This is a genomic window from Coleofasciculus sp., assembly GCF_046565525.1.
Classification (GTDB): domain Bacteria; phylum Cyanobacteriota; class Cyanobacteriia; order Cyanobacteriales; family Coleofasciculaceae; genus Coleofasciculus.
In genome coordinates this window covers 55,621-71,866 of the sequence record NZ_JBKHUP010000006.1, presented here as the reverse complement: position 1 = coordinate 71,866, position 16,246 = coordinate 55,621, and the positions used below count along the sequence as shown (strand labels likewise).

Sequence of the window (16,246 nt, the reverse complement as noted above, 5' to 3'; positions counted from 1 at the left end):
TGATGATAACTTTTGTTCAAAACCCGCCCTGACCGAGTTTTGAGTTAACTCCCTATCTCTCCCATCTCCCCTATGTCCCCTATCTCACTCATGTGAAGTACCCCAACTTGCTTCGCTCTTATTTGGGGCTTCCAACTAGTAAGCAAGGACGGTCTTATTCGTCTTGGTTTACGCCACGCTTACGCGAACGGGATTTCCCGTTTCATCCGCCTTTGAAAACCTTCGTTTATTCGGTTTTTTGCTTACATCCCCTCCCTGTTTTCACGGAGGAAGGGGATTTACGCGAAACAAGTTAAAGCAACTGACTTAACCAAGGACTCACTTCCACAGACAAAAGTTGACCAAGCTGAAGCAACTGGCGCAGTCGGATAATCGTCCAAGGATTTGTCGCCGTAAGCTGCGCCTGATGCCCATTCTTGTGGTCACTCAGGCGTTGGGCTTGAATTGCCAGTTCACATTGCGGCACGATTGAGGTGTGTAAACAGTTGAAATAGAGTTCCTGACAACGGTCTAAAGATAAACCGAGGTTCAGCCGATTGCCAATCTCAATCAGCCGATCAATCTGACGGATATCCTCGGCGAGGGTATCGGGATCACCCTCATGCAAAAGTTGCCACAGCACTCGCCAAATTAATCTCTCCAGAGTTAGCTTGGCTTCTGGGATATTCAGGTGACACCGTAAATGCCCCGCTTCTGTGGCGATTGCTTCCAGTTCAGCTATCTGAGCATTGATAGCTTGGGGATCGCTCACCTCTATGTCTAGGGCTTTAATCGCAATCAGGCAACGGTTGGACAAAGCAATTTCTGCTGCCACTTGCAATTCTTTCGGTACGGGCAATTCATCCCGATGGAATGCCATCAACACGCCGTAATTATCCCGGTACATCTGGTTATAAAGCTGATCTAATCGTGTCAGGGTTTCCTGACTAATTAGCTGCATAATCCTTTGTCGCTCTTCAGCAAACAGATTTTGTAAACTAAACGACGGCTCACCAAACATCTGATTCATTGCCAGAATCGTATGGGCAGCACTGGCTTGCTTGAGCGCCTCAAATATCTTGTCCCTCAACTGGGTATATACCCGACGCCCGGTAAAGGGTTGAATACAGCAGTGGAAGTCCCAGCCCCCGATATGGAGAACAGCAAAAACTAATTCCATATTTTCCCAAGTAATCTCAGACACCAGTCGCAATTGACCCACTGCCAACGTCAGTGAACCCATACGTTGGAGTTGATAGTCAAGCTGATGCGCTTGGTAGCAGTAGATCCGTTCTTGTTGGGCATAGTTGGTAAATAAGGAACTAATCGCGTAATGAGCAGCAACTTGTTTAAAGGTAATTTGCGCCGACACCACCAGTTGCCGATAGACCTCATTTCCGGTTTTAAAGCAGTCTACATTACTCGGTGCTAGGAGGAGGCGTTCCAAGAAACCTAGCTCAAGCTGGATACCAGCCACTTCCCCAGCTAACTCCAACGCCCGTGCTGCATAGCGTAAAATCTGTACCCCTTCTGGACGGGATATTTCCTCAAAGAACCAGCCGCAGCTAGTGTACATGAGCATGGCGTGGCGTTGCATTTCCAATAGCCGTAGGGCGTCGATTTGTTCCGTGGGAGAGAGGGGCGCAACGCTGTGACGGTTAAGAAATTCTTCCACCTTTTCCAAAGAGCGATCGCGAAGCACTTGGATATACTCATCCCGCGCCGCCCAAGGATCACGGAAAAACTGACGACCCCTCTCGTCATACACCGGAACCAACTGATCCCGCAGCCAGTTCAGGCTTTCTCGCAGGGGACGCCGCCATTTCTGATGCCAACCACCGCCGCCACCACAGCCGCAGTCATCTTGCCAACGGTTGACGCCATGGGAACAACTCCAAGCGGTTACGGGTTTGAGAATAACTTCCCAAGTCGGCGGACTGATGCTGAGGTAATGGGCATAGTTGGTCACCGTCCAGTTACGGTGGGGAAAGACTTGAGTAAAGGCATGGGCGATACACATTTCTGTGTGGCGTTTGTGATGTCCGAAGGTTTCCCCATCAGTTGCCACACTGATAATCTGGGAGGGACGGTGATCCCCATGAATCGCGATCCCTAGACGACCGGCGAAATGTTCGGAACTACTAAGAACATCGCTAAACCCCATATCCCGTGAGATGGGACCGTCGTAGAAAAAGATGTCGATAAATTCACCGCTTTCGAGGAAACAACGGTAAGGGCGGCTGGGATCAATCTGACCTCCACCCACTTCATGCCAATCCGGATCAGGATTGTCTTCTGTCGGTAGAAGGCGACAGCGTTCGGCTTGGGACGGTGCAAGAATGATAAACTTAATCCCTTCTGCCACTATAGCTTCCAGGGTGGGGTAATCAACCGCCGTTTCCGCCAGCCACATTCCTTCGGGATCACGACCAAAGCGAGAGCGGAAATCTTCCATTCCCCAACGAATCTGGGTGTATTTATCCCGTTCATTGGCGAGGGGAAGAATGATATGGTTATAGACTTGCGCGATCGCATTGCCATGACCGTTAAGCCGTTGACAACTCTTGCGATCTGCTTCCAGTATCCGCTCATAAACTTCCATGTCGTAGCGTTCCAACCACGACATCAGCGTCGGGCCAATGTTAAAGCTGAGATATTCATAGGTATTAACGATCTCCACCACTTCGCCGTAACCATTTAACACCCGTGCAAAGGCATTGGGGCGATAGCATTCGTGGTGAATTCGTTCATTCCAGTTGTGAAACGGTGCCGCCGAGGGCTGACGTTCAATGGTATCCAGATAAGGATTTTCACGAGGGGGTTGATAAAAATGCCCGTGAACAGTTATGTAGACGCCCCTAGCTGTCTGCAGGGGATCGTATGCAATCTCAGCCTCCTCGGATAAGGTCGCGATGGGACTGATTGCCGCAGCTTGTGAAGCTGAAAGTTCAGCAGCAGAAGTCATTGAAATCACCAAATTCCACAGAAAACGAGTCAGACTGGTTCCCCTACTCTACTAATTTTCGCTCTTGAGTAGGGATGAGTTGAAAGATTAGCTAAACGAATTTTGGGTTGAAAGCTAGCCATTTCAGTAGGGAACGCCAGCCCAGTAGAGACAAAATCATTCGCACAAGTTGCTAAACTTGCATTTGGGGATGAACCTGTAACAATTTGTGCCTTTAATCTTGTATTCAACCGCAATATTTACTGAAAATCGATGAAACTTAATAGAACTTGCCATAAATTCACACAAGTTAATCGCACTATAGCAATTCTTGCCCATTATGGCATCTCTTGCTGGGGATCTGTAGGGGGCAGGGGAGTAGGGGAGAGCCTGTAGAGACATCTGGAACTATGGTGAGCAGGGGAGAGATGTTTCCCACTCAACAATCAACGAATGACAAATGACAATCCTCACCGTTAACTTTAATCTGTGCCCATCTGCTTATTTTTAGATGCTGAACAAAAACACGATTCTGTCTCTGTTGTTAATTTTTCTCCCCATTTCCATTGCCGCACATTTTCTGGAATGGGGATCAGCTATAGTTTTCATTACCTCCTGCCTGGCGATTATTCCCCTAGCGGCGTGGATGGGAAAGGCGACGGAAGAAATTGCGGTTGTGGCTGGACCTACCTTGGGTGGGTTGCTCAATGCCACGTTTGGCAATGCGACAGAACTGATTATTGCCCTCATTGCCCTAAATGCGGGTTTAGTCAATGTGGTCAAAGCCACGATTACGGGATCAATTATTGGCAACTTGCTGCTAGTCATGGGATTATCTATGCTGTTGGGCGGGTTGCGTTACAAGGAACAGGACTTTCAACCGATTGTGGCGCGGGTGAATGCTTCCTCAATGAATTTGGCTGTCATTGCCATGCTACTACCGACGGCGATGGATGCCACGACGCCTGGAATTGATGAAGAAACGTTACAAGGATTATCGGTTGCCGTTGCTGGGGTGTTGATCGTGGTGTACGCCCTCACCTTACTGTTTTCCATGAAAACTCACAGCTATCTTTTTGATGTGGGTATGGTGGATATTGAGTCACAAGAGGGGGAAGCCGTTTCTAGTGAGGAACTGGAACATAAGGTGAATTTAAAGTTGTGGATTGGGGTGTTACTTGGGGTAACCCTACTGGTGGCGTTGGAGTCTGAACTATTGGTGGATACCTTAGAGGAAGCCACCTCCCAGTTAGGATTAACTGCCCTATTTACAGGCGTGATTCTATTACCCATTATTGGTAATGCCGCAGAACATGCCACAGCGGTGACAGTGGCGATGAAAAATAAGATGGATTTGTCGGTGTCGGTGGCGGTGGGATCAAGTTTACAAATTGCCCTATTTGTTGCCCCTGTCTTGGTGATTGCGGGTTGGTTTTTGGATCAGCCAATGGATTTGGATTTTCACCCCTTTGAACTGGTGGCGGTAGCCGTCGCGGTGTTAATCGCCAATTCCATTAGTTCTGACGGTAAGTCAAACTGGTTAGAGGGGATTTTGCTGCTTGCGGCTTATGTGGTTTTGGGGTTAGCGTTTTACTTCCATCCGGTTGTGGAAGGGTTGGCATAACCTTGTATAGACGTTGCATGCAACGTCTATACACGCTACCCTTAATTCGACTTGAGTTGATAATCACAGCTCAGGGGCATATTACAAAAGAAGACACTATAGCCAGGAATTTCGATCGTATTACCCTGGCGATTGGTGGTAAAGCCTAATCCTTTAGTTTCCTCACACCCTGGATATCCCGACAAGTCATAGCGGGCAGATTCGTTACTCAAATTGAAAATACAAAGGATTCGCTGTTCGGCATATTGCCGGATAAAGGCAAAAATCGGTTCCTCCGTATCCAGAATTTCCAAGTTACCTGCTTCTAATGCCGGTTGTTTTTTGCGCCAGTGGAGTAAACGACGCCAGGTATTTAGGAGTGAATTAGGATCTTTATTTTGCAGATTCACCGCCCGTTGATAATGACTTTCGGGAACAGGTAGCCAGGGTTCTTCCGCCGTGGTAAATCCGGCATGGGGGGCATCCCCTTGCCATGGTATTGGTGTGCGCGAACCGTCTCGTCCTTTAATTGCCGGATAAAGGGCTTGACCAAAAGGATCTTTAATATCTTCTACAGGAATATCTTCAGGGATTCTTGCCTCGGTTAAACCCAATTCATCGCCTTGATAGAGACATATTGCGCCCGGTAAGGATAGAAGCAGTGCCGCAATCATCTGATAAAATTTTTCCGGATAAGGATTTCCCTGAGCATCCTTTCCAGTCCAGCGCGATCGCAGGCGACCATAATCATGATTGCCGACAATCCAACAATCACCACCTTGGGTAAAGTTACTTAACACTTTTTCCATCATCTGGCGCATCAGTTTAGCGCTGATGGGTTCATCGACGAGGAGTCCGCTATGGTACGCCATGTGCAACCGTTCATCACCTGCAACAAATTCACTGGCAAGGGCAATGGAGTCTTCACAGAACGTAACTTCGCCTAAACTAACCGTACCCGGATACTGATTCATTAACTCACGGATAGGTTTGAGGGCGTCTAAGGTTTCTCGACGGCAGAAGTTGTACTTAAACAGTTGCCGAACCACAGGATTATCGGGGGCGACACCATCAGGTAAAGACGCATCTTCTGGACGAACGGGGTTATCTCGCAATTGGGCGTCGTGCATGAAAAAGTTAGGCGCATCGATGCGGAAACCATCAATTCCTAACTCCAACCAGAATTTTGCCCGTACCAAAATCGCGTCAACCACATCTGGATTGTGCCAGTTCAGGTCAGGTTGGCTTTCTAAGAAATTATACATATAAAATTGTTTACGTTCCGGTCCCCATTGCCAAGCACTGTGACCCATAAATGCTGATAGCCAGTTGTTGGGGGGCGAACCATCGGGCTTAGGATCTGCCCAAATATACCAGTCTGCTTTAGGATTATTTTTATTTTGCCGACTTTCTAGAAACCAGGGATGCTTATCAGAGGTATGACTCCAAACTTGATCTAGCATCACTTTCAATCCCATGGAGTGAGCCACAGCCAAAAGTCGTTTAAAATCCTCTAGAGAGCCAAAAAGCGGGTCGATATCCCGCATATCGGTAATGTCATAGCCAAAATCTTCCATCGGGGATTCATAAATTGGACACAGCCAGATGGCATCGACACCTAAAGAGGCAATGTAATCGAGTTGTTCAATAATGCCATTCAAGTCACCTACACCATTGCCATCACTGTCTTTAAAACTCTGTGGGGAAATCTGATAAATAACCGCATTCTGCCACCACTCGCCTTGGTGTTTCACATTACGAGCATCTTCCCACGTCCATGCCCGACGATTGAGTACAGGAGTTTGCCACCAATATTCTATCTTTTTAGTGGTATTTTCGTGGGGTTTTGCCGTATCCATAAGTTGCATGATTGAATCCTTTGTTAAAGATGAGTTTAGGAATAAGGACGAAGTAAATTGGCTGAAAATAATTGCATTCAACCTTAATCCTTGCCCTTATTTAAGTTGGGAATTGCAGGTTTGGTTCGGTTAAAGGGGATGAGCCTCAGCCGCCTGTCGTCTGGCACTCAAAGTCGGCGTCTGTTCGAGACTCTCTTGGTGACTATTGACAAACCATAATACTTGTGCATGAACTTCACTCAGCTTAGAGCGCTTCTGAATCTTAAGGTGAGTGAATCATGGACGACTAACTAAATTGTATGCTTCTGGAACTTAACATTACCTCCCTCCAAGGAGTTAACACTAACTCACCCAAATCTCGTTCAGGAGATGGAAATCTATCTCGGCAATTTTGTAAATAAATGTAAACAAAAAACGCCTAGCTTCAACGCTGGAGATGGCTCCAAACATTTAAATAGTTTAATTTAATTTTTTATACCTTATTTTAAAATTCAGCTTTCCTGTGTCCTAGTAGACAATTAAGAAATAATACTCACCTGTCAAAATTATTCCCTAACTTCCCCTGCTTCCCCCGCTTCCCCTGCTTTCAGGTTAAGTTAACACCTAGGTGAGAGGGAAGGCATCAATACCATAGATTAGGCAGGACAAAGCCCCACCCCAAGAATAGTCCACTCCAAAAATGCAGCTTAACGGCGATAAATTTACAATTGCTGACTTTTTCCGGTTGATCGTGATAGCAGCCAACATACTGCACTAACTCAAGGGCAAAGGGTAAACTCACAAGGATCAATCCTGTCCAAATCGGAAACATCCCCAAAACAATAAACAAACCTGTCAGGGCAACAATGCTGCCACTTAACCAAGGGAGTAATTTAGCACCGCGTTGAGTTCCCAAGACAACAATCGGCGATCGCTTCCCGGCGGCTATATCGTCCTCGACTTGGTGAAAATGGGAGCAAAATAAAATAATCGAGGTACTAATGCCAATAATCATTGAAGCAGCTAACCCCATTGACGAGAAGGTTTGGGCTTGAGAGTAGTAAGCAGCCGCCACCGCCATGGGACCGAAAGTAAAAAAGCAGATAATCTCGCCTAACCCTTGATAACCCAGTCGGAAGGGCGGACCTTGGTAACTATACCCCAAAGCGCAGCAAAGCAAGACGATACCAATCACCGTCGGGTCCCGTTGCCACCACGCGATCGCGATGATGCCCAGGATACCTACAGCTAAAAATAGATTACTCAACCCAAAAATCAGAGATTTATTTCCGGTTAAATTCACCAGTGAATGGGGTTTATTGCGATCAATCCCTGTCTCGGCATCAAACACATCGTTGCTAAGGTTAAGCCAAGCAATAATTAAAATAGCTGACAGTAAAAATGTGCCAAATATGCCCAAGTGAATGACATGAGTTTCCCGGTATGCTACAGCCGTGCCGATCCAGATGGGAATGATAGCCACGCTATACATCGGTGGTTTAAGCGCCGCTAACCATAACTTATTTTGGGAATGAGCAATGAACTTTGTGGTCATGATAGCAAGTTAGATATCCAGTAGACTAGCGCTGATCCAATTAGCAATCAAATCCTGGCTTCCCCTTTTTGGGTCTAGAAATCGGATCAAAAAGGTATCTTATTTTACAACGTATTACTGATAACTTATTACTTTTTCTTTAGATGAGTGAAGATGACGCTAGGTCTTTACGACCATGGGACAAGCATCAGAGGGAACAATGGTAATCCCTCGTCGCCACGGTCGTACAGAATAGGTCAGGTTCGGGATAGACATCCTGGCGGCGGTGGGTTAAATAAATACAAGGCACCGCGATCGCTGTTGGCTCTAATTCATAACCTTGTATCCGCACGGATTCTTTCACCTGACGCGGCTGAGCAATTAAGGCAATGGGGTACAGTCGTAGCGCTTCTTTACAGACCGCCGTAAGATAGGGGAGTTGCGCGATCGCTTCAGGTTCAGGATGATCACCCAAGTTGTCTAACTCTCGTCTTAATTGCTCTAGGCATGACGGCTGACGATGCAGGCAGTAAAAAGCCCATGCTAAAGCGGAAGCTGTGGTTTCATGACCCAGCAGCAACAAAGTGATTAACTGGTCTCTTGACATCCTCACCGCCCTACAAGGACGGTGATTCCTTTCCAGTCAGCCCGTCAAGAAATGACTGCCTAGACTCTTGTTGGGTTGACAGTTCATCACACACTGCCTCTGGCGGGGTCTTACACGCGCTCCCTGTCCATTTAATGTCGTGGGTATGCCCTACCCCGACTCTTTCTATGTTTGCCGATGCGTTATCATCGCGATCGTGTTCCACCCCGCAGTTAACACAGACAATTGTCCTAACCCATAGGTCTAGCTTCCCCCATCGGTATCCACATTCAGAGCAAACCTGACTGGTAGGTTCCCATCGGCTAATGACCCGAAAATCTCGATTGTGCTTGTTAGCTTTGCACTCACACATTGACCGGAATTTATACCATCCAGCCTGAGATATTGCCCGTGATAACCTGCGGTTTCTTAGCATACCGCTAACGTTTAAGTCCTCTAAGGCGATCACTTGGTTTTCGTTGACCACCTTAGTAGACAATTTATGCAGGAAGTCCTTGCGCTTGTCCCTGATCCTTGCCTGCACTTTGGCAACCTTAGCCCGCATCCGGTGATACCGTTTGCTACCCCGTTGCCGTTTAGATAGCCGCCGCTGATGTCGTTTCAGTTTCCGGTACAGGTGGGAATAGTCCGGGCTATTAACTTTTTCCCGGTTACTACAGCACGCAAAGGTTTTCAACCCTAAATCGATCCCGATTGATGGGTTCTTGGGTGGGTTGATTTCTGGCTCTACCTCCACCACAAAGCTAAGGAAGTATCTGCCTGCACAATCCTTGATTACCGTAACTGAACTGGGTTCAGAGGGGAGAGGACGTGACCATTGGGTTTTAACCTTCCCAATCTTGGCTAAATAAACCTTGTTGTTTTTAATACTGAACCCGCCCCTGGTAAACCGGGCGGATTGGCGGTTGGTTTTCCGCTTAAACCTTGGTGGGTTAACTTTTCTACCCTTGCGTTTGCCTGACCGGGACTGGAAAAAGTTTTTGAAGGCTACCCCCAGAGCGGCAATGGATTGCTGGAGAGGAATAGCCGACACTACCCCTAACCATCCCCTTGCTTGGGTCTTTTTCGCTTTGGTGATACAAACCTTTTGCAACTCGGTGGTTTTGGGGAGCTGATCAGATTGCTGGCACAGGGCTAAGGCATCATTCCAGACTACTCGAACACACCCAAACAATTGTGCCAACGATTGACTTTGACCAGGTGTAGGGTAGATTCGGTACTGATACCTAGATTTCATGCCAAGTACAGGTGTTGATAGGGATATCCTAGCACACTAATAAAAAGTCCCCCTTCTAGGGGGATGCTTTTGACCCAAGCTTCCGGTAACTGGATATCGGTCATCGGTTGACCTGTTTGATCACGGGTAGAAATGAACACAGAGAGGATATCGTCTCCCTCAGGTTGAGTGCGACGTTGGGTAATCTCCTCATAAATTAAATCATCAATTTGCTGCCGTTGTCGCACAAACTTACCCCAGGGACTCCACTGACCCCAATCTTGCTGCAACGGTGTCCAGAAAAAATGGATCGAGTTCAAGGGGGAGGTGATATCGTTCAAGAATGGCTCAATGAGTTGTTTAAGCCTGTCATACCGAGCGCCAGAGTTAAGACCAAACACCACTCCTAAGATGACCTGGAGGGAAATTTCTGACATGTAGTCCCGAAGGCGAACAGATGAGCTGGACTGCCAATCCGCGATCGCGTCAGTCGTGAAGGTGATTGGATGAACGAAGAATCCCCCGCGTTTTCAACCGGGGGAGTGTCAACCCACTCAAATTTGTCAGACTCAGTGGTAAATATGGATTGAATTGCCTGGGGGTGGCTGAAAAAGACTACAGGTGGGGAGTTCGTGCCCAGTAAGCGGAGGGTAAAGGTATCTCCGTAACGCTGAGTACAGGTGTCGAGAAATTTAAGCGGCTGAGCGATGAGTTGCAGCGTTTGCACAAAAAACGGCAACTTCGGACCATCAGGCAATTTCATTCCAATTTTTCCGGGCTTAGGCAACAGGTAACAATATGCTAAGATAATACCGATATTGCAGGTATCCTTGCAAATGTTTAATCTGATTTACGAGTTCAAAGTAAAACCAACTAGCGCTCAGGTAGCCATCTTTCAGGACGGGCTAGAGCAATCTCGTCAGGTCTACAACGATGCCCTTAGAAAGCGTAAAGATTGGGTTAACTCGCGTAAAACTCCGATTAACGTTTGCTCAATTCTGTATGAATATATTATCCCGGCTGATGTCCCCGCACCAAAGTATAACAGTCAAGCCGTAGCATTGACTCAAGCGAAAAAATCTAATCCTGAACTGAGAAAAGTACAATCGCAAGTGCTACAACAAAAACTCAAGCGGTTAGAGAAAGCCTTTAAGGGGATGTGGAACATTGGCTCATAATTTGTGCGATTGGGCAGAAAGGAAGAATGCCTCGTCTTTTAGTGAGGAAGTGTCAACATCTCATACCGATCGCTTGCCAAACCACAAGGAGTTATACCAGTTCCTTGTCGCTTGCCAGCAGGCATCTATTGAGAAAGGCTGCACTCAAATTGCCAGTATTTCTGTGGAAATTCCCACGGTCGATCCACTGGCTGTACTCCAGATTATCGGTGGAACTCAACAATTTCAGTTTTACTTAGAAAAAAGAAGTGAGAATGAAGCCATTCTTGCTGTTGATGCGACTATCTATGCTGAACTTGAAGGAGTTAATCGGTTTCAACACGCCAAGACCGTCATCTATAATTATCTAAAAGACATTTGGATTTGGACTGAACGACAAAAAAATATCTCTTTTGCCAGACCTCACTTTTTTTGCTTTTTTACATTTTTTCCTTTAAGCAAAGATTCTCAGTTTTCATCAGCTACCATTTTTCTTCCTCGCTGGCAAGTGGCTTGTCGGAAAAACCGCTATACATTAGTTGCTAATGTTAAAGTTGACCCTCAAGTTAACCTAAAATTACTCCTGAAAGAAATATACAATCAGATTGCTGAAATTAAAGAATCAGAACATCAACCTCGTTTTCGGACAAGCATTAATTATTCACAATTAATAAATTCAAACTCAATCAATGCTGAATCCTTTAAGTCAGCCGTTGTATCAGCCTTAGAATCAATTCAGGCAAATCAATTTAGAAAAATTGTTCTCGCTAACGCCATTGATATTTTTTCGCACCAGCCCTTTAATGTCGTTAACTCCCTAGATAATCTGCGCCAACGCCATCCTGATTGCTATATCTTTTCAGCTAGTAATGGTAAAGGACAGAACTTTCTCGGTGCTAGTCCTGAACGCTTAATTAGTATTCGTGATCGTTTATTAATCACCGATGCCTTAGCTGGATCAGCACCCCGTGGAAGGACAGCCGCTGAAGACGCTGATTTTGGCAATCGCTTGCTTGGTTCTGAAAAAGAGCAGCGCGAACACCAATTTGTGCTAGATTTTATCACTCAACGTTTATCTGAGTTGGGACTCATCCCCCAATGTTTACCAGCTCCCCAACTGCTCAAACTCTCCAACATTCAGCATTTGTGGACACCGATTCAGGCACAACTTTTGACCAATGTCCATCCCCTAGATATTGTCGCCCAACTTCATCCTACCCCTGCTGTAGCAGGTGTCCCTACCCAGATTGTGCAAGAACAGATCCGCCGCTACGAAACTTTTGACCGCTCCCTATATGCAGCCCCATTGGGTTGGATAGATTATCAAGGCAATTGTGAATTCATCGTCGGTATTCGTTCAGCATTAATCGACAACAACCCACTTTCTGCAACTCAGGATAACACCTACCGCGCTCGACTCTACGCGGGAGCGGGAATTGTTGCTGGTTCTAAGCCAGACAAGGAACTCGCAGAAATCCAACTCAAGCTTCAGGCATTACTCAAAGCCTTGCTTTAGTTAGTCATTCGTCATTTGTCATGTCGTCATGAACCACCGTCTGGAACATTTTGTGCACCTACCACAAGCAGGCTTATGGCTACGCCAGTATAGTGAACGGTGAATCTAATGGCTTGGTTCTACCGAAGGAGTTGATTGAACGGAGAGGGAGGGATTCGAACCCTCGGATAGGCCTTACGTACCTATCAACAGATTAGCAATCTGCCGCTTTCGACCACTCAGCCACCTCTCCAAGATGACCCTGACTATCATAGCAGATTAGAATCCCTTTTTGTCTAGTGGAGGCGGGAAATTACCTACCCTACCAGGTTGCGGTGAAATACCCTGAGTAGAGACGTAGCATACTACGTCTGTCACAAAAACTTCACGGACATTGCTCTTTACGCTGCTGTACGGGTGAAGCATTGGCGATATCTTCATATAACTAAATTTTTTTTTACATATTGCAACTTTAGGGTTTAGAAGCTATACTCTTCTCAAACGAGTAAAACTCAGCTCTTTTCATCAGCTTTTGCTAAGTCTGCACCTTTAAGCTGTAATACAACAACGATGAGGTTTCGTATGATATGTGGTGTAGTCTGGTAAAGCCCTCCATAACCTGAAAGAGATTCTTTCTCAAGCCCTATAGTAGGGAATTACCAGCCCAATCCGGGGTCGTTTCAGTTACTTAATTCTTTCTCTTGAAAAGTAGAAGGGAAGGATATGTGGTACAAGTATTCCCACTCAAGGGTAGGTTCACTCTTTGTTTATCGCAAGTTAAGGGTTCATAGCATTTACAGGATAGCAAAGGTGAAAGCCCCCCTATTTCAATCGGGGGATGAAACCGAGCGAGACGTTTAGTTTAGCAATTTTAATTGCGAGTCTGTCTCCCTCGTGAAACTTCCTTGGATACTTCGTCTATAATAGACGACAAACGTTGTAAATAGCCGAGTAAGTGTTCAATCTAATTTACGAGTTTAAACTCAAGCCAAACAACGCCCAGATTGCCATTTTTAAGGAATGGCTAGAGCAGTGTCGTCGAGTGTATAACTACGCATTATCTGAGCGAAAAGATTGGGTTAACTCCCGTAAAAGTCCAATGAACGCTTGCTCAATTAAACATGAGTACATTATCCCATCCGCTCAACCCGCGCCCACCTATAGAAGCCAGTGTGAAAGTTTAACAGTTGCCCGTAAAAACATTCCCGAACTTGAACTTGTACACTCGCAAGTGCTACAGCAAACACTTAAGCGGTTACAGTTAGCGTTTGAGGGAATGTGGAAAAACGGGAGAGGCTTCCCACGGTACAAAAAAGCTGGGCAGATGCGGTCGTTTGTCTTCCCCCAGTTAGGGGTTAATCCTATTCAGGGAAACCAGGTCAAACTACCCATGATCGGGTTAGTCAAGTTTAGACAATCGCGCCCTATTCCGGAGGATGTCAGGGTGAAACAGGCGCGTATTGTGAGACGAGCATCTGGCTGGTATGTACAGCTCACCCTGCAATGGAATGTGAATGTACCCCAAATCAGTCCGACTGGTACGTCATTAGGAATAGATGTAGGGCTAATCCACTTTGCTGCGGTGTCTAATGGGCGAACGTTCCCCAATCCACGACCGTTTAAACGCGTCGAAGGCAAGTTGAAATCACTGCAAAAGAAAGCCAGTCATAAACGGTTTGGGTCAAACAATCGAGCCAAGGCACAAGCCAAAGTGACGCGACTACATGAGCAGATAGCCAACACTCGCAAAAACTACCACTGGGAGTTAGCTCACAATCTTTGCGATTGGGCGGATATGATATTCGCTGAACAGCTTAATCTAAAAGCATTAGATAGAGGTTTTTTAGCCAAGCACTGTCTAGATGCGGGTTGGGGTCAGTTTCTAGATATTCTCTGCCAATGTTGCTTTAAGCGGGGCGTGTATTTTCAGAAAATCCCAGCAGCCTATTCAAGTCAAACTTGTCCCAACTGCTTGGAGGAAACAGGCAAGAAAAAACTCTGCCAACGTGTTCACAAATGTCAGTTCTGTGGGTACACTCAAGACCGCGATGTGGCATCCGCCCAGGTAGTAGAAATAAGAGGACTGCAAGCCGTGGGACACACGGTAGATAAGCTTTCTGAGGGTAAAGGTTCCGTCCCGGAAGACGTTAAACTCTGCCTCCCTGTGACGGAAGAATCTCCCGCGTTTTAACCGGGAGAGTGTCAACATCCTATAGACTGATACGGACAAATCCCTAAGCGTTTAAGGTTTTCTCACAAAAAACACGAACCCAGGGAAAAGCTGCACAAGAGTCAAACGCTTAATCCGCCTTAACCCTTGTTGAAATCGAGGATTAGACCAACTTATGAACAGTAAACGTAGACAGCATATTGCTCTCATCTCAGTTCATGGCGACCCCGCTGTAGAAATTGGCAAGGAAGAAGCGGGTGGACAGAATGTTTACGTGCGCCATCTGGGTGAAGCTCTTGCCCACCTTGGATGGCACGTTGATATGTTTACCCGAAAAGCTAGTGCTGATGATCTGACAATTGTAGAACATAGTCCACGGTGTCGGACTATTCGTTTGAAAGGGGGTCCAGATGCATTTGTCCCCCGGGATAAGATCTTTGGCTATACCAGCGAGTTCTTAGATAATCTGCTGAGGTTTCAGGAGTGGGAAGGTATTCGCTATTCCCTGGTGCATACCAACTATTGGATTTCTGCTTGGGTGGGGATGCAGTGGAAAAAACGGCAATCCATTCCCCAAGTTCATACCTACCATTCTCTAGGTGCGGTAAAGTACCAGTCAGTAGAAGCGATCCCCATGATTGCTGGTACTCGCTTGGAAGTGGAAAAAGCGGTGTTAGAGACAGCCGAACGCACTGTGGCTACGTCTCCCCAGGAAAAAGACCAGATGCGATCGCTGGTTTCGAGTAAGGGTAATATTGAGATTATTCCCTGTGGCACAGACATTCAACGCTTTGGGGCGATTGACCGCACTCAAGCACGACAACAATTAGGATGGAATCCTGACGACAAAATCATCTTTTATGTGGGACGCTTTGATCCGCGCAAAGGCATAGAAACGCTAGTTCGCGCTGTGGGTTGCTCCCAGATACGCCATGATCCACAGGTAAAACTGATTATTGGCGGGGGGTCTCGTCCCGGTCAAAGTGACGGGATTGAGCGAGAACGGATTGAGGCAATCGTTGATGAACTGGGGATGAGGGATATTACCACATTTACCGGACGCATTAGCGATGAACTTCTATCAGTTTACTATACGGCTGCTGATGTCTGCGTTGTTCCCAGTCACTATGAACCCTTTGGTCTAGTGGCAATTGAAGCTATGGCTTGTAGTACACCAGTTATTGCCAGTGATGTCGGTGGGTTGCAGTTTACTGTCGTACCCGAAGAAACCGGATTACTGGCATCGCCTAAAGATGAGGTAGCTTTTGCTGAAGCAATAGACCGGATTCTGTCTCACCCCGACTGGCGCAATCAATTGGGTCAAAGGGCAAGACAGCGGGTGGAGGAAAAGTTTTGCTGGGATGGTGTCGCGCATCAACTTAGTGACCTTTATCTTCAGTTAGTCCGAAACTCCTCCCAGGTGTTGGAACAAGCTAGCGCCTGAACTTCCCACCGCTGACCCCTATGGGAATGTGGACTTGGAGACTTCACAGGGGAATGCCAAAAGCTTGGGCTTACTCTATATTGGATATCTGCGTAGTTTATTGGTAGTTCACCCCATTTATTCCATGATTGAGACGGGCGGGTTTAGTCATATTAGGGTCAAGAATAAAATTAAGTTGTGAAACCCGCCCCTACAAAGTTATTATCCATACAAATACGCGACTGCTTATAGCTGGGTTAATTTCCCGTAGTCTAAACTT

12 protein-coding genes and 1 tRNA gene are annotated in these 16,246 nt (G+C 46.5%); 5 read left to right on the top strand and 8 right to left on the bottom strand.

Features of this window, described 5'->3' with window-relative positions:
• Positions 1-292: 292 nt before the first annotated feature.
• Positions 293-2,944, bottom strand: coding sequence for a DUF3536 domain-containing protein (locus ACLGGO_RS03365; protein WP_446418267.1), 2,652 nt, complete (start codon positions 2,942-2,944; stop codon positions 293-295).
• A gap of 490 nt (positions 2,945-3,434) precedes the next feature.
• On the opposite strand from ACLGGO_RS03365, the gene cax reads away from it, so the two are divergent.
• Complete coding sequence (gene cax, locus ACLGGO_RS03360; RefSeq protein WP_446418266.1) at positions 3,435-4,547, top strand: calcium/proton exchanger; 1,113 nt, start codon at positions 3,435-3,437, stop codon at positions 4,545-4,547.
• Between the two features lie 41 nt (positions 4,548-4,588).
• On the opposite strand, the gene ACLGGO_RS03355 is transcribed toward cax, so the two are convergent.
• The 6 genes from ACLGGO_RS03355 to ACLGGO_RS03330 form a co-directional block, all read right to left on the bottom strand.
• Positions 4,589-6,385: an alpha-glucosidase family protein gene (locus ACLGGO_RS03355; protein ID WP_446418295.1), complete on the bottom strand. Its 1,797-nt coding sequence runs from the start codon at positions 6,383-6,385 to the stop codon at positions 4,589-4,591.
• A gap of 622 nt (positions 6,386-7,007) precedes the next feature.
• Positions 7,008-7,919 (bottom strand): 2-carboxy-1,4-naphthoquinone phytyltransferase, encoded by a 912-nt coding sequence (gene menA, locus ACLGGO_RS03350; RefSeq protein ID WP_446335553.1) that lies wholly within the window; start codon positions 7,917-7,919, stop codon positions 7,008-7,010.
• Positions 7,920-8,106: 187 nt separating this feature from the next.
• Positions 8,107-8,505, bottom strand: coding sequence for a cytochrome P450 (locus tag ACLGGO_RS03345; protein ID WP_446418265.1), 399 nt, complete (start codon positions 8,503-8,505; stop codon positions 8,107-8,109).
• A gap of 10 nt (positions 8,506-8,515) precedes the next feature.
• The gene (locus tag ACLGGO_RS03340; RefSeq protein ID WP_446418264.1) at positions 8,516-9,742 is read right to left on the bottom strand and encodes an RNA-guided endonuclease InsQ/TnpB family protein; all 1,227 of its coding nucleotides are present in this window, start codon (positions 9,740-9,742) and stop codon (positions 8,516-8,518) included.
• Complete coding sequence (locus ACLGGO_RS03335) at positions 9,739-10,158, bottom strand: hypothetical protein (protein ID WP_446418263.1); 420 nt, start codon at positions 10,156-10,158, stop codon at positions 9,739-9,741. Before ACLGGO_RS03335 ends, ACLGGO_RS03340 begins: the two co-directional genes overlap by 4 nt.
• Positions 10,128-10,484, bottom strand: coding sequence for a cytochrome P450 (locus ACLGGO_RS03330; RefSeq protein ID WP_446418262.1), 357 nt, complete (start codon positions 10,482-10,484; stop codon positions 10,128-10,130). The genes ACLGGO_RS03335 and ACLGGO_RS03330 overlap by 31 nt, the downstream gene beginning before the upstream one ends.
• A gap of 73 nt (positions 10,485-10,557) precedes the next feature.
• On the opposite strand from ACLGGO_RS03330, the gene ACLGGO_RS03325 reads away from it, so the two are divergent.
• Positions 10,558-10,899 carry a helix-turn-helix domain-containing protein gene (locus tag ACLGGO_RS03325; RefSeq protein ID WP_446418261.1) on the top strand — a complete coding sequence of 114 codons (342 nt, stop codon included), beginning with the start codon at positions 10,558-10,560 and terminating at the stop codon, positions 10,897-10,899.
• Entirely contained in the window at positions 10,889-12,394 is a 1,506-nt protein-coding gene (locus tag ACLGGO_RS03320; protein WP_446418260.1) for an isochorismate synthase, read from the top strand. The genes ACLGGO_RS03325 and ACLGGO_RS03320 overlap by 11 nt, the downstream gene beginning before the upstream one ends.
• A 140-nt stretch (positions 12,395-12,534) precedes the next feature.
• Here ACLGGO_RS03320 and ACLGGO_RS03315 read toward each other — a convergent pair.
• Positions 12,535-12,626 (bottom strand) — tRNA-Ser (locus ACLGGO_RS03315).
• Positions 12,627-13,328: 702 nt separating this feature from the next.
• Between ACLGGO_RS03315 and ACLGGO_RS03310 the strand changes: the two genes are divergently transcribed.
• Both ACLGGO_RS03310 and ACLGGO_RS03305 read left to right on the top strand, forming a co-directional pair.
• A complete protein-coding gene (locus tag ACLGGO_RS03310; protein ID WP_446418259.1) occupies positions 13,329-14,564 on the top strand; it encodes an RNA-guided endonuclease InsQ/TnpB family protein in 1,236 nt (411 codons plus the stop codon).
• 154 nt (positions 14,565-14,718) lie between these two features.
• Positions 14,719-15,987, top strand: coding sequence for a glycosyltransferase family 4 protein (locus ACLGGO_RS03305; protein ID WP_446418258.1), 1,269 nt, complete (start codon positions 14,719-14,721; stop codon positions 15,985-15,987).
• Positions 15,988-16,246 lie beyond the last annotated feature (259 nt).